The organism is Bacillus sp. JJ722 (assembly GCF_036963345.1).
Lineage (GTDB): Bacteria > Bacillota > Bacilli > Bacillales > DSM-1321 > Bacillus_AD.
Window position 1 is genome coordinate 14,590 of record NZ_JBALMO010000024.1, and the last position, 14,433, is coordinate 29,022.

13 protein-coding genes and 1 pseudogene are annotated in these 14,433 nt (G+C 33.4%); 10 read left to right on the top strand and 4 right to left on the bottom strand.

What is annotated here, in order from left to right; genetic code table 11:
• Positions 1-205 precede the first annotated feature (205 nt).
• The gene (locus tag V7014_RS04005) at positions 206-1,459 is read left to right on the top strand and encodes a coiled-coil domain-containing protein (protein ID WP_335504418.1); all 1,254 of its coding nucleotides are present in this window, start codon (positions 206-208) and stop codon (positions 1,457-1,459) included.
• Between the two features lie 68 nt (positions 1,460-1,527).
• Here the strand turns inward: V7014_RS04005 and V7014_RS04010 are convergent, their stop codons facing one another.
• Entirely contained in the window at positions 1,528-2,118 is a 591-nt protein-coding gene (locus V7014_RS04010; protein ID WP_335504420.1) for a VanZ family protein, read from the bottom strand.
• A 352-nt stretch (positions 2,119-2,470) separates the two neighbouring features.
• Here V7014_RS04010 and V7014_RS04015 point away from each other — a divergent pair, with 352 nt between their 5' ends.
• Together V7014_RS04015 and V7014_RS04020 are read left to right on the top strand one after the other, a co-directional pair.
• Positions 2,471-4,651: a malate synthase G gene (locus tag V7014_RS04015; protein ID WP_335504422.1), complete on the top strand. Its 2,181-nt coding sequence runs from the start codon at positions 2,471-2,473 to the stop codon at positions 4,649-4,651.
• 152 nt (positions 4,652-4,803) lie between these two features.
• Positions 4,804-5,571: an IclR family transcriptional regulator gene (locus V7014_RS04020; protein ID WP_335504424.1), complete on the top strand. Its 768-nt coding sequence runs from the start codon at positions 4,804-4,806 to the stop codon at positions 5,569-5,571.
• 206 nt (positions 5,572-5,777) lie between these two features.
• Here the strand turns inward: V7014_RS04020 and V7014_RS04025 are convergent, their stop codons facing one another.
• The gene (locus V7014_RS04025) at positions 5,778-5,996 is read right to left on the bottom strand and encodes a hypothetical protein (protein ID WP_335504426.1); all 219 of its coding nucleotides are present in this window, start codon (positions 5,994-5,996) and stop codon (positions 5,778-5,780) included.
• Between the two features lie 225 nt (positions 5,997-6,221).
• Positions 6,222-7,115 (bottom strand): LysR family transcriptional regulator, encoded by an 894-nt coding sequence (locus tag V7014_RS04030; RefSeq protein ID WP_335504428.1) that lies wholly within the window; start codon positions 7,113-7,115, stop codon positions 6,222-6,224.
• Positions 7,116-7,260: 145 nt separating this feature from the next.
• Here V7014_RS04030 and V7014_RS04035 point away from each other — a divergent pair, with 145 nt between their 5' ends.
• The 7 genes and pseudogenes from V7014_RS04035 to V7014_RS04065 form a co-directional block, all read left to right on the top strand.
• Positions 7,261-7,971 carry an alpha/beta fold hydrolase gene (locus V7014_RS04035; protein ID WP_335504430.1) on the top strand — a complete coding sequence of 237 codons (711 nt, stop codon included), beginning with the start codon at positions 7,261-7,263 and terminating at the stop codon, positions 7,969-7,971.
• 308 nt (positions 7,972-8,279) lie between these two features.
• Positions 8,280-8,948, top strand: a complete 669-nt coding sequence (locus V7014_RS04040) for a response regulator transcription factor (protein ID WP_335504432.1) — start codon at positions 8,280-8,282, stop codon at positions 8,946-8,948.
• On the top strand, positions 8,945-10,303 hold the full coding sequence (locus V7014_RS04045) for a HAMP domain-containing sensor histidine kinase (RefSeq protein ID WP_335504434.1): 1,359 nt from the start codon (positions 8,945-8,947) through the stop codon (positions 10,301-10,303). Before V7014_RS04040 ends, V7014_RS04045 begins: the two co-directional genes overlap by 4 nt.
• Before the next feature lie 265 nt (positions 10,304-10,568).
• Positions 10,569-11,480: an ABC transporter ATP-binding protein gene (locus V7014_RS04050; RefSeq protein WP_335504436.1), complete on the top strand. Its 912-nt coding sequence runs from the start codon at positions 10,569-10,571 to the stop codon at positions 11,478-11,480.
• Positions 11,477-12,187: an ABC transporter permease gene (locus V7014_RS04055; protein WP_335504437.1), complete on the top strand. Its 711-nt coding sequence runs from the start codon at positions 11,477-11,479 to the stop codon at positions 12,185-12,187. The genes V7014_RS04050 and V7014_RS04055 overlap by 4 nt, the downstream gene beginning before the upstream one ends.
• A gap of 1 nt (position 12,188) precedes the next feature.
• Positions 12,189-12,914, top strand: a complete 726-nt coding sequence (locus tag V7014_RS04060; protein WP_335504439.1) for an ABC transporter permease — start codon at positions 12,189-12,191, stop codon at positions 12,912-12,914.
• A pseudogene (locus V7014_RS04065) lies at positions 12,911-13,147 on the top strand (NAD(P)-dependent oxidoreductase); the annotation flags it as partial. The gene V7014_RS04060 and the pseudogene V7014_RS04065, both read left to right, overlap by 4 nt.
• A gap of 90 nt (positions 13,148-13,237) precedes the next feature.
• On the opposite strand, the gene V7014_RS04070 reads toward V7014_RS04065, so the two are convergent.
• On the bottom strand, positions 13,238-14,179 hold the full coding sequence (locus V7014_RS04070; RefSeq protein ID WP_335504441.1) for a cupredoxin domain-containing protein: 942 nt from the start codon (positions 14,177-14,179) through the stop codon (positions 13,238-13,240).
• Positions 14,180-14,433 lie beyond the last annotated feature (254 nt).

Genomic DNA, 14,433 nt, shown 5'->3' on the forward strand with positions numbered 1-14,433 from the left:
CATTGAAAATTAAGCAAATGTTAATTTTATCTTTTGTTAAATCTTCACATCCTAAGTAATATTATTTGCTAATATAAAAGAGAATGAGCTATCCTATCAAGTATTGATAATATCATTGTGTCGAAATCTAATACATAGTTCATGCATTCTATGTAAACAGTCCCAATAATTTCAGCTGAGTAAATAAATTAGGATGTGATGATATTTGAGTTCCAAAAAACATTTTATTATTAGCAGCTCACTTCTGATCACTCTTTCGTTATCTATGTCTGTTCAAGCAGCACCTAACGATAAATCGTTGACTGAACAATGGAATTCAGTTAATAAAGAAGCTAACTCTGTACATAAAGAGATTACTAGTAAGACTGAAGAAGCGAAAGAGATAACTAAAAAGAAAGAGCAAGCTTATAATGAATGGAAAAAAATTTCATTAGCAATGGCAGATTTAGAGTTGCAAATATATGAAAAAACTTCTGAATTATTGCAGATGAAAAGTCGAATCTCAGAACTAAAATCTAAAGCCCAACAATCAAAAGAGCAATTAGATAAAAGATTTGATGTCGTTTCTGAAAGACTAGTTTCTTTACAGGAACAAGATTCTGAGTCTAATATACTATCTGTATTATTAGACTCTAAAAGCTTTGCAGACTTTGTTAATAGAGCGGTGACAGTCTCTTATTTAATGAGTGCTGACAAGGATCTTATCGATTCCTATGAGCAAGAATTAGAAAACTATAACAGTTTAAAAAATGCAGCTGAAACCGAATTAGAAAAAATGAAAAAGGTACAAGCTGAATTAAATCAAACAAAAAATGACTTAGAAGTTCAACAACAAAAGAAAAATGCATTAATGAAAAACTTAGAAAAACAATATGGCTGGACCGTGGACAATATCAGGACGTTGCAAACAGAGCAAAGTCAGTTAGAACAGAAGTCCGAACATTTAAAAGGGCAAATCGAACAAGAAAAGCAACAACAAGCTGCGAAAAATAAAGAACAAACTAAAGTAGATACTGACGTTCCAAATAATGGCGGTTATGATGTTCGCAATATCTCTAATGTAACCGCAGCGACAATTAACAATGTATTATCAGGCAAATTAAGTGGTTATGGCGCTACTTTTGTTGAAGTTGGTCATTCTTATGGAATAGATCCAGCTTTCTTAGCTGCTGTTGCCATGGCAGAAACCGGTGGAAATAGTAACTGGTTGAAAAAATATAATAATGTTGGTGGATTCATAAGTAATGGTGGTCCAATGACATTTGATTCTATAGACGATAGCATTAAATATATGGGGTCTCTCTTTACTCGTTTATATCTTCAAGATGGACTTTACACAGTAGAGGCCATCCATTCTAAATATTCACCTGTTGGAGCTGATACTGATCCAAATAATCTCAATTCTCAATGGGTGAAAAATGTGTATAGTTTCTTAGCTAAAATGGGTGTATCTGTATAAATAACCCCAAAAAAACAACCACTAACATAGTGGTTGTTTTTTGGTGTTCAAAGTAATTTTCAACGTATTTACTTTAATCGAATTACACGCTGAACAAGTGGTGTTATCAAATATCCAATACCAACACCTATCAAATTCAGTAATAAATCATCGATATCTAAACTACCTCGATTCGTGAAACGTTGTAGAATTTCAATAAGAGAAATGCTAAAAAATGGTACCAAGACCAATGCGTATACATTCGGGCGCTTAGAAGTAAGCAAAAGAAAGAGAGCACCGTATGGAATGAATAAGCCGATGTTTGCTGTCAGGTTATACACCGCAACGAGAAGAGGTACCTCTCCAGATAAATAAAACGAAACAGTTTGAAACGGGATCATATTATAGGTATCATATGATTGATCAGTTGGACGAATAAATAATAAAACCAACAAACACCCCGTATAAAGAATAGCCGCAGTGACACATAAACGTTTAGAAATAGTGATCGTTTCTTTTCTAATTAGAAACACTACAAAAGAAATCAAAAACGTTAGACAAAACCATACAATCACATAGACAAGAGGGTGTAAATAATGAAAAAGTTCAATAAACAAAGGAAGTAAGACAATAAATAATAGCTGCGATGCAACAAGCGATATAAATGTACTTTTATTCATACTTTCTCCTAGTATCTTAAAATTCAGCATATCAATGTTAACATATTTTGAAGAAAATACTCACCAAAATAAAAAATAGCTAGAAAAAACTCATAGTTTACTATAAAAGCTAACGTATTTTTGGGTAATTTTCTTAATATTTACAAAAATATATTGAAAATCAAGAATATACGTGGTTAAATACATGTAATGTATTTTAAAAATAATCAGAAACGTCGTTTGGTAATAAGAAACAAAGAGAGGGGAAATTAATAGTAAAGATCAAATTCATATTTTTTTGCAACAAACGCAAAACGCTGTTTTGTAATAAGAAACAACTTTATGATACTACAAATTTAAGGAGGATTTTTCTATGACTGAATATATAAAAGTTGGAAGTTTACAAGTAGGAAAAGAATTATATGATTTTGTAAATAATGAAGCCATTCCAGGAACCGGCGTGCAAGTGGATCAATTCTGGAATGATTTTGAAAAAATTATTGCTGATTTAACTCCTGAAAACAAACAATTGTTAGCTCACCGTGATGAGCTTCAAAATACAATCAATGAATGGCACAAAAAGAATATTAATAGCTTTAATGATGATGAGTATAAAACGTTTTTACAAGAAATTGGCTACTTAGAAGACGAAGTAGAAGATTTTCAAATTAGAACAACGAATGTAGATGAAGAAATTGCTATTCAAGCAGGTCCACAATTAGTAGTTCCGGTGAACAATGCGCGATATGCAATTAATGCGGCTAATGCACGTTGGGGAAGCCTGTATGATGCATTGTATGGCACCGATGCAATCAGCGAAGAGGAAGGTGCTGAACGCGGTGGTAGCTATAATCCAATTCGTGGAGCAAAAGTAATTGACTTTGCAAAGCAATTCCTTGATCAAGCTGCTCCGTTAAAAGATGCTTCTCACGCTGAAGCTACACAATATCGCTTAGAAGAAGGAAAGTTAGTTATTGCATTGGATAATGATAATCTAACTAGCTTAGTAAATGAAGAGAAGTTTATAGGTTACCAAGGTGACGAGCAAGCTCCTACTGCTATATTATTAAAAAACAATGGTCTACATTTTGAAATTCAGATTGATCGTAATGATTCAATTGGAAAAGACGATAGCGCTGGTGTTAAAGATGTTTTAATTGAATCAGCTGTTACTACGATTATGGACTGTGAAGATTCAATTGCTGCTGTTGATGCAGAAGATAAAGCACTTGTATATCGTAATTGGTTAGGTTTGATGAAAGGTGATTTAGAAGCAACTTTCAAAAAAGGAAACAAAACATTAACACGTAAAATGAATGATGATCGTCACTATAATGCTCCTCAAGGTGGCAAACTATCAATAAACGGTCGCTCCTTATTATTTGTTCGTAATGTTGGGCATTTAATGACCATTAATGCAATTTTAGACCAAAATGGAAATGAAGTTTACGAAGGTATTATTGATGGGGTTATTACTAGTTTAATTGCTAAACATACTTTGCTCGGGAATGGTAACTTCAAAAATACCGCAGAAGGTTCCATTTATATCGTTAAACCAAAAATGCACGGATCGAAAGAAGTAGCGTTTGCTAACACATTATTTAATAGAATTGAAGATATGATTGGATTAGAACGTCATACGCTTAAGATTGGTGTTATGGACGAAGAACGCCGAACTAGCCTGAATTTGAAGAACTGTATTGCTGAAGTAAAGGATCGTGTAGTGTTCATTAACACTGGATTCTTAGATAGAACTGGCGATGAGATGCATACATCGATGGAAGCTGGTCCTATGATTCGTAAAAACGATATGAAATCATCAACCTGGTTACAGAGCTATGAAAAGTCTAATGTATTAATCGGTTTAAGTGCTGGTTTCCAAGGACGTGCTCAAGTAGGTAAAGGTATGTGGGCTATGCCTGATTTAATGGCTGAAATGATTAAACAAAAAATCGGTCATCTGAATGCTGGTGCAAGTACAGCTTGGGTTCCATCACCAACTGCTGCTACTTTACATGCCCTACACTATCATCAAGTAGATGTAAGAAAAGTACAAAACGAATTAGTTAAACAAGCAGCTGATTTAAGAGATGATATTCTAGTCATTCCATTAGCAGAAAATCCTGAGTGGAGCGCCGAAGAAATCCAAGAAGAACTTGATAATAATGCTCAAGGTATTCTAGGTTATGTGGTTCGTTGGGTTGAGCAAGGAGTTGGTTGCTCAAAAGTACCTGATTTATATAATGTTGGACTAATGGAAGATCGAGCAACTCTTCGTATTTCAAGTCAACACGTTGCAAACTGGCTACATCATGGAATTGTAACTAAGGAACAAGTATTAGAAACGTTACAACGCATGGCAAAACTAGTTGACAAACAAAATGAAGATGATGCTTTGTATCGCCCAATGAGCGTAGACTATAATAATTCAGTTGCTTTCCAAGCTGCGTGTGATTTAGTGTTCCTAGGATATGATCAGCCAAATGGTTATACAGAACCGATTTTACATCGCCGTCGTCTAGAAGCAAAAGAGAAATTTACTGTAAAACAATAATTCAATATAAAATATTTAAAAACGAGGGTGTCCTACAAAAGATAAACTTTTGAGACACCCTCTGAATTTGAAAAGAAAACATCCACAAATTAATCAGTTATGTACCAAAAATTATGTTAGAAAACTGATATACTATATGGAGGTGATGAAAAATGGAAAGAGAAAACATGGTTAAATCCGTTAGTAGAGCATTAGATATAATTACAATATTAAGCTTAAAAAAAGGTGGTCTTGGTGTTACTGAGATTGCTAATCAAATAGATATAAATAAAAGTTCCGTTTACCGAATCTTATCAACACTCGTACAATATGGCTATGTAGAACAGGACCCTGAAAATGGAAAATATAAGCTTGGATATAAATTTCTCGAAATTAGTTCAAAGCTTTTAGAATCAATCGATTTACGAAAAGAAGCTCAACCATTTTTAAATGAATTAGAAAATGAAACGAACGAAGTGATTCATCTTGTTGTGTATGATCAAGGGGAAGTAGTATATATTGAAAAGCTTGAGGGTAATGAGCTATTAAGAATGCATTCACGTGTCGGAAAACGGGCTCCAATGCATTGTACTTCTGTCGGAAAAGCTATACTCGCTTACTTGCCTACAAATGTAGTATCTACTATTCTTGAAGAAAAAGGAATGCCAGTACATACAAAACATACAATCATCGATAAAGAAGAATTAATGCAAGAATTAACAAAAGTCAGAGAACTTGGTTTCGCCTATGATTTAGAGGAAAATGAATATGGTATAACATGTATAGCAGCACCCATTTTTGATCATTTAGGCAATGTCATTGCAGCAGTGAGTGTATCAGGATCAACCATCCGTATGACAACAGAGCGATTAGAACAGTTACAAAAACGAATGATTCAAGTTGGACAACACATATCAAACCGTCTGGGTTTCGGACTTTAAAAATCCTACCACTAAACTCCAAAGATGTATTATGGGGTTTTTTGTGTTGATGTAAATCAATATTAAAAAATATACAAAACCTATATCTCAAGAAAACCTAATTAATGAACATTTAAAAAAAGCAATACATTTCGAATAGTGAAACGCATTGCTTTTAAATTTTGAGGCATTAAATCAAGTTTAAATAGTAATGTTACTAGAACAAATTAGCGTTTTTTCTTTTTATTATCAAAAGCTAGCGGTTTAGTTTTAATAACTTGATCAAATAGAATGTGGACATGGATTACATTATCTTTAACGTTATTAACACGTAAAACTTTTCCTTTACGGCCTTTTATTTTAATTTCATCATTGACCGAAGGAACATTGTTTACTAGTTGACTTAGTACTAGTGTTTTATTTTCAAAGAAATGAATTGTAACCAACTTATTGTCTCTCCTTACTAATCGACTTTATACAATAACGAGGATGATATTCTCATAAAAAAATATAAAGGGGATCAATGGATAAATCGCCATCCTGACTTGTAATAAACATATATTATGCACATTATTCTCAATCGGTTATTAAACAGTGGATTAGTTTAGGGGTAACATCTTTTAGCTCGTTATGGACACAATTTCATCATGCTAACATCTTTATCAATTTGTTTACTCGTATTTTGTGTTAGAATTAGCTTTTCTTTTTTGTAATTGAGCCAACAAGTTTTCTATATAAGAAGTGAACAATGGGTCACTGTCTTTTTTAGGAGACCATTGCATAATGAGTTGCCGTTGGATTTTGATTTCTAATGGTTGGATGATGAAATCATTAATAATTTGTTTATTTAGACCTGATAACGGAACAATCGTTATACCGTTTAGTTGTAGTGTAAGAGCTAACGTAGAACTTATTGTCTCAGACTCCATTACTTTATTAATGGCTATTTTATTTTGCTTTAAATACGGTTCAAGTACCTCTTTGCAACCAGAAAGGGGCATGATAAAAGGATAATTTTTCAAATCAGTAGTAGTAAGATTGGACGGAACTGATTTTCCAGAAACTAAAACGTAGGGATCCTCTCCAATTAAATGATGATGAAATCCATGAATTAAATCTTCTTTTATGGAAATAGAAAAGTCGGCGTTACCGGAAGACATCCACTCTAAAACTTCTTGATGACTACCTTCTCGAACAGCCAGAACATGCTGACTTTGATCAAAATCCCCCAATTCCATACATTCTGCCAAACAGTATACTGTGACTGAAGGATACGTAGCTAATACTAGTTTATAAAGATTCTTGTTTTTCAATTTAAAAGCCATATTTTCAAGATTTTCGTACTCGTTAAGAAGTTGATTTACACAAACTAGAAACTCCTCACCATTCTCCGTGAGAACCGTACCTTGTCTAGAGCGATCAAATAAAGTTAAGGAATAATGCTTCTCCAATTTGTTAATGATATGTGTAATAGCTGGCTGTGTCATGTGTAATTCTTTGGCTGCTGAACTAAAGCTTTTCAAATGAGCCACATATTTGAAAACTTTAAAATCAAAAAGGTTCATTCTTTTCTCATTATATAAAAGATATTTATAACATCTATAAATAATCTTCATTATATTTATCAATTCACTTAATATACACTAAGTATACATCATCAATATTGAATGTAGATGAAATATATCCGCAAATAAAGGAGTGTTTTTATAAATGAGTACTTACGTTTTAGTACATGGAGCATGGCAAGGAGAATGGGCATGGGATTTAGTAAAACCTGAGCTTGAATCACTTGGACATAAAGTTGTTACACTAGACTTACCTGGAAGTGGAAAAGATATGACCCCTCCACAAGATGTAACTTTGGATTTATATGTAGATAAAGTAGTCGATGTTATTAATCAACAAAATGAAAAAGTAATTCTTGTTGGACATAGTATGGGTGGAATCGTTATTACTCAAACAGCTGAGTATATACCCGATAAAATCGATAAATTAATTTATCTTTGTGCATTCTTACCTCAAAATGGTGAAAGCCTTGGAGGGAAATCAGCAGGAGAAAAAGGACCACAGTTTTCCATAAATGAGAAAGATATGACTGCAGAGCTAATACCCGAACTTATTGAACAAACATTTTTTAATGCTACAGAAGATGATGCCATTAAACAAGCTGCTATTAAGCAAATGCGTCCTCAACCATTAGGCCCTTTTCAACAAGAGTTAAAGCTATCAGAAGATAAATTCGGAAAGGTAAGTCGTATCTATATTGAAACAACGTTAGATCATGCCATTCCGATCGATTTCCAACGTAAAATGCACACAGAAACGCCTTGTAACAAAATAATTACTTTAATATCAGATCATGCGCCTTTTTGCTCTAGAACAAAAGAGCTTGTTAACCACCTAAATCAATTAAGTAAATGATAAATCATTCAAATAGACACACCTCTTGGATAGAGGGAGTGTCTATTTTTTATTTCACAGTATAATAAGGAATACGAGTATTACGCTATGTTTTTAATAGAATCATTGAAAATAAATGACAACATTTATTAAGAAATGTTTTACTCAAGAAGGATGTCGTCAATTATTACTAGAAATCCGGAAACGATTATAGAAAAAGTTGCACCAATTGAAACCCTTAGATATGATTTCTATTGGGCACTTCATGTGATAGTGGAGTTTTAAAATATAGGAATAGATTCTATTCGATCATGAAAAGGTGGGAGAAAATGACTCATGTATTATATATAGAAGACGAAATTGATATAGGTAAATGGGTGACAAAAGACTTAATAGAAAGAGGATACGATGTAACTTGGTTACAAACAGGCGAAGGATTTGAAAAACATCTTTTAACTGTAGACATAGTCATATTAGATGTTATGTTGCCTGGCTTAGATGGTTTTTCAATCGGAAAACGAATTAAGAAAGAAATAGAGGACTTGCCTATTATAATGCTTTCTGCGCGTACTGCACTAGAGGATAAAATAGAAGGCCTTAATTTTGCGGATGATTATGTAACAAAGCCTTTTCACCCTGAAGAGCTTTCTGCGCGTGTTGAAGTATTGTTAAGACGATTTCAAAAGAATGATGATATATTAGAACTACAACATTTAACCATATTTACAAAAGATATGAGAATTGTACATAAAGATACAGACGAAGAAATTCAGTTAACCGGAAAGCAATATCATCTATTTCAGTACTTTATTCGACACTTAAATCAAATATTAACGAAGGAACAACTATATGAAGGTGTTTGGGGAGAACGTTACATCGAAGGCGATAAAACATTAATGGTACATATACGTTATTTACGTGAAAAAATCGAGAAGGACCCAGCCAAACCAACGATTATTGATACCATTCGTGGTCTTGGATATAGGGTGAAAATATGAAGTTTTTCCGATCATTGTTGGCAAAATATATGCTCATTATTTTTATGGCATTAATTCTTATTCAATTGTCTTATTTACTTATCGCAATATTTGTGTCTAGTTTAACTAATAATATTGATGATGAAAAAGCAGAGAACATGGATATGAAAGTAGTAGAAGAACAATGGCATAATGAAGCAAACAAAATACAAAATGCCTCTAAAGCAACGATAAAGAAACACTTTTCGAAATGGAAACAACAATATCCTGAAGCATCAATGTTTTGGATTAACGAGAGAGGTATTCTTGTAGAGGAATTGGACGTGAAAGAACAACTTCCTACTCAGTGGACACCTACTTATACAGCAAAATTTATTAAAGAACACTATGATAATGACCCTTTTACAGTAATAGCATTTGTCGGGAATGATGAGAATAAGGGTTTCGTTGTATTACAGGTTCCTAGAGACACGTTTGACCCACCTGTTTCAAAAATCTACGATGAATACGGGAATCTTTTATTCATCGGTGTATTAAGTATCATTTTATTATTTATTACTGTTTCTTTTTTATTTTTTAGAAGCATTAGAAAGCGTTTAATTCAATTGCAGGATGCAATGGAGATACGCGATGTTGACGGTCTGCCAATCGAAATCGATTTAAAGAAAGATGATGAAATTGGACAACTTGAACAAACGTTTAATCAAATGGTGTTCGAACTAAGGGAGAGTAAAAAACGTGAGCAGGATGAGGAACAATTAAGACGTGAACTAATCGCTAACCTATCTCATGACTTACGAACTCCGTTAACAAAAATTCGAGCGCAAACCTATTCTATAGTTCAAGAGGAATTGTCACAAGAAGGAAAGCAAGCTGTTACATCAATAGAAGCTTCCATTGAAAATATTGATAGATTAATTGAAAATTTAATGTCTTATACTCTGCTAATGGCTAGTAAATATAAGCTTGATTCAAAAGAAATCGACGTTGTTCGGTTTGTGCGCCAATTTTTTTCTTCATGGTATCCCGTTTTTGAAAAAGAAGGTTTTGAAATTGAAGTTGAATTATCTTCATTTGAGAAAGCGAATTGGATGATTGACCCTATTTGGTTTGGACGCATATTAGATAATTTATTTCAAAATGTACTACGACATGCAAAAGAGGGTCTGTATATTAAGGTGAAAACAGAGTCAAATGATAGCTATGATGCGATTATCATATCAGATCGTGGAGAAGGAATGAAAAAGACATCAAGTGAAAAAGGGGCAGGAATTGGTTTATCAATTGTTGAAATGATGGTAAAGGGTATGAATTTGGATTGGGATATTGAAACAAGTGCGCATGGAACAAATATTCAAATAAAGAATTATAAATAACTAGAGTTTTGGGGCTGTTCGAAAAGTGATTGAAAATTACTTTTCGAACAGCCCTTTTACGCTTTGTCAGCCCTCCGAAGTAGGTTACATGAAATAAAAAAACTTGCTGATTTTGTTAGAATACATATATTTGGCGCTTTCGGTTTAGTTGAAAACCATGTATGTTCTTAAAAAATCTTAAAAAATTATTTTTAAACAAAATTTAAACTTTCTACTTACCTAGTTTTAACCTTCAGTCACTAATATTGATTGTGAGGTGAGAGAATTGGAATATATTATACAGACAAAAAATTTAACAAAACGCTTTGGGCATGAAGATGCTGTAGTAGGATTAGACATGAAAATCCGTAAAGGTGAAATATATGGTTTCTTAGGTCCAAATGGCGCGGGAAAGACAACGACAATCCGTATGCTATTAGGGCTCATGAAACCAACATCTGGGTCGATACATATTTTTCAAAAGGAGCTAAAAAACGCACGAATAGAAATATTAGGAAATGTTGGATCATTAGTAGAAAATCCGTCCTATTATCCGCATTTAACAGCGTATGAGAATTTAGAAGCCATGCGAAAAATTTTAGGAGTGCCTAAAACTAGAATTCATGAAGTATTAGATATTGTTCGTTTGACAGACGTCGCAAATAAACAAGTAAAGGGATTTTCTCTTGGTATGAAGCAGCGCTTGGGTATTGCAGCTGCTCTATTAAATAATCCCAAGTTATTGATATTGGATGAGCCAACAAATGGACTTGATCCATCTGGAATAATTGAAATCCGTCATTTAATTAAACGATTACCTTCTGAATACGGGATGACTGTTTTAATATCGAGTCACTTGTTGTCAGAAATTGATCAAATGGCAACAACTGTTGGAATTGTTACGAAAGGAAAAATGATTTTTCAAGATTCAATCGAAGCGATGCGTATGCTTGCTCAAGAAAAAATTTCGCTAAGAGTAAGTGATAGTCAGAAAGCATGGCGTTCATTATTAGCGAAAGGAATAAAAGCAGAATATAAAGACGGATTAATTTTATTGAATGAAAGTTCGGATGAGAAAGTAGCACAGGCAGTTAGTGAGCTATTCCAAGATGGGTATTCAATCTATCGTATAGAAGAGCAAAAAAGAGCATTAGAGGATATTTTCCTTCAAATGACAACTGAGGAGCAGGTAGTATGATTGGAAAACTTTTAGGTGCTGATTTTTTAAAAGTTAAACGAAAAGGTTTCTGGTTTTTGACGTTTTTAGGACCATTCGGTGTTGTCGCTATGCAAATGCTCAATTATGGGTACAGAAAAGATTATTTACTACGCCAAAGTGATGATGATTGGTTATATTACTTATCGAATATAAGTTCTTTTACACCACTTGCAATTGTATTAGGAATAGTGATCTTAACATCTTTCATGGCGAGTATTGAAAATGAAACGAATGCATGGAAACAACTTGTCGCCTTACCTGTGTCAAAAATGAGTATTTACTTATCAAAGTTTACTGTTCTTGCTACTTTATTACTCATAGCCTCTTTGTTACTGATGATTTTTACACTTATTTATGGGATTATTTTAGATTTAGGGGATACGATCCCGTATATCGATCTAATTAAGCAGAGTTTCTATCCTTATTTTGCTGCATTACCGATACTGGCGCTTCAGCTCTGGATTGCGACCGTTAGTAAAAACCAAGGTATTCCGATTACTACAGGTGTTATAGGGGTAATTTTAACTTATTCAGCTTATTATTTGCCAGATTGGATGATTTGGAAGTGGCCAACGTTATTGAATGAGTGGAATGAACCGCTGATCAATGTCGCGCTTGGTATTGGGGTAGGATTTCTTTTATACGTAATGGGTATGTTCGATTTTACTAGAAGGGATGTGAAATAATATGTTTTCTGTTATTCAATCAGAATGGTATAAGCTTAGAAAAACAAAAGCTATGACCATAATCCTTGTAGGTCCATTGATTGGACTTCTAATCGGATTAATATCTAATTTCCCTGTTGATACTGGTTACGAATGGTATGGAACTTTAATAACTATGAATCTATCATATGGATTGTTATTTTTACCACTTATTACAGGTGTTATTGCAGGTCTGATTTGTAGATATGAACATCAAGCTGGCGGTTGGAAACAGCTTTTAGCATTGCCTGTGACTAGAGGAAAAGTATTTATAGCTAAATATGCTCTTTTAATGATAATTGTATTGATTAGCCAATTATTATATCTTGTCTCTATATTTGTAGTAGGTATGCAAAAAGGGTATACAGATCCATTTCCGATAGATATTATTTGGAAGAGTATTATTGGGGGATGGATTGCGACATTCCCATTAGTTGCACTGCAGTTGTGGATGTCTATTATGTGGAAAAGCTTTGCTGCACCGTTTACCGTTAATGTTATCTTCACATTACCATCTATTTTAGCAGTGAATTCTGAGCGCTTTGGCCCATACTATCCATGGGCACAACCTTTTATGATGATGAATGTCGGTGGTAATACAGAAGATGTATTCTTTGTTCCATGGGACCAATTATTAACTGTTGTAGGAGGAAGCTTTGTTCTCTTTTTCCTTGGAGGGTACTTATACTTCCTAAGAAAGGCTGTTTAGAGTTTTTACAAAAAAGTGAATCTATTAAATGGACATTTATCAGTCCTTCTGCCTTTTTCGATCCAAATGGTAAAAGAACAGGCTCTTATCAAAAAGGAAGAGATCATTTGCTAGTGAATAATAATGGTCAAAGCTATATTAGCTATGCGGATTATGCGATAGCTGTATTAGATGAAATCGAAAATCCACAACATATAAATGAACGCTTTACAGTTGTTTCTGAAGCAGAATAACGAATAGCCAATGTTCTAGAGTAAATGTTCAAAAGGCAAGCATATTACAAGGGCTTGCCTTTTTTCAGTATGAAACGATTAATCAATTGTTTACTTTGTAACGGTAAGAGTACCAATCATTCCTTTTTCTTTATGGCCTGGAATGGTGCAGTAAAACTCATATGTTCCTAGTGCTATAGGAGTAAAAGTGATTTTCTCCTGTTTTGAGGCTGACGAATGTAAGTGAAAATCAGAATTCAGATTTTGATGTTCAATATGTAAGTTTGTATCTTCTTTGGCAATAGGTATTTTTTTGATTTCAATATCATGATCAATCATATCCTCATTATTTAAGATAAGGGAAACTCTCTGATTTTTCTTTAATTGTATTGTTGAAGGCTCATATGAAAATTTGGAGGGCTGAACATTGATAGTGACAACCGATAGCTGATTCTTATATGGTTGGGTATTTTCTTGATGACTTACATGCCTATTTTCATTCGATATATTAGTTATAGAAGAAATTCCTTGCTTGTTTAAATGACTGCCAAGAAGTAAATAAGAGGTTAATGTTACAAATATAAAGAAAGGTTTTAAAAGCCACTTACGAGTATATTTCTGAGACTCTTTTTCTGGTTGCATAGATAATGCTTTTAATAAAAACAATAAACTTACTGAAAGTGTTAGAAAGATATTTATCATTATAGCTGATTGAAAGTCGGAAATCATATCTCCTAACATTGCCCCCATCATCCCACCCATTAATCCTGCAATAAATCCTTCAATCGATGGAATGATTCCTAGAATTAACCCACAGGAAGTACCTACAAGGACTCCTATTAGAATTGAGAAACCTGTAGAGTAAAAGAGGTTACCTTGAAATAGCGAGCCAAATAAGATTCCGGTTGTTACCCCATAAAAAGTTCCTATAACCATTGGAAGAACCATTCCTACCATACTGCTAAATCTCTTTTTATATCTTTGAAGCATCATGACAGTTGCTATGAATGCTAAAGAAAGAGTTACCATCACAAAGTAGAAAAATATACTCATTACATAATACACCCCCTAAAATTATATGTCCTTTGAGGACGAAACATAACGCGATAAAAAGAATATGATTTAACACCGATAGTGGACATTAGGTAAATCTTTCATATGAAGCGGCAATAGTATTACTAGATCCAGTTGTACGCCTAATAAATTTTCAACTTGAATACCCATCAAATTCAGAATTTCTATCGGAATGGATATATTAATTATTTAATTTTAAGAGCTTAAGCAGAAAATATGAATTTGTAAAATCT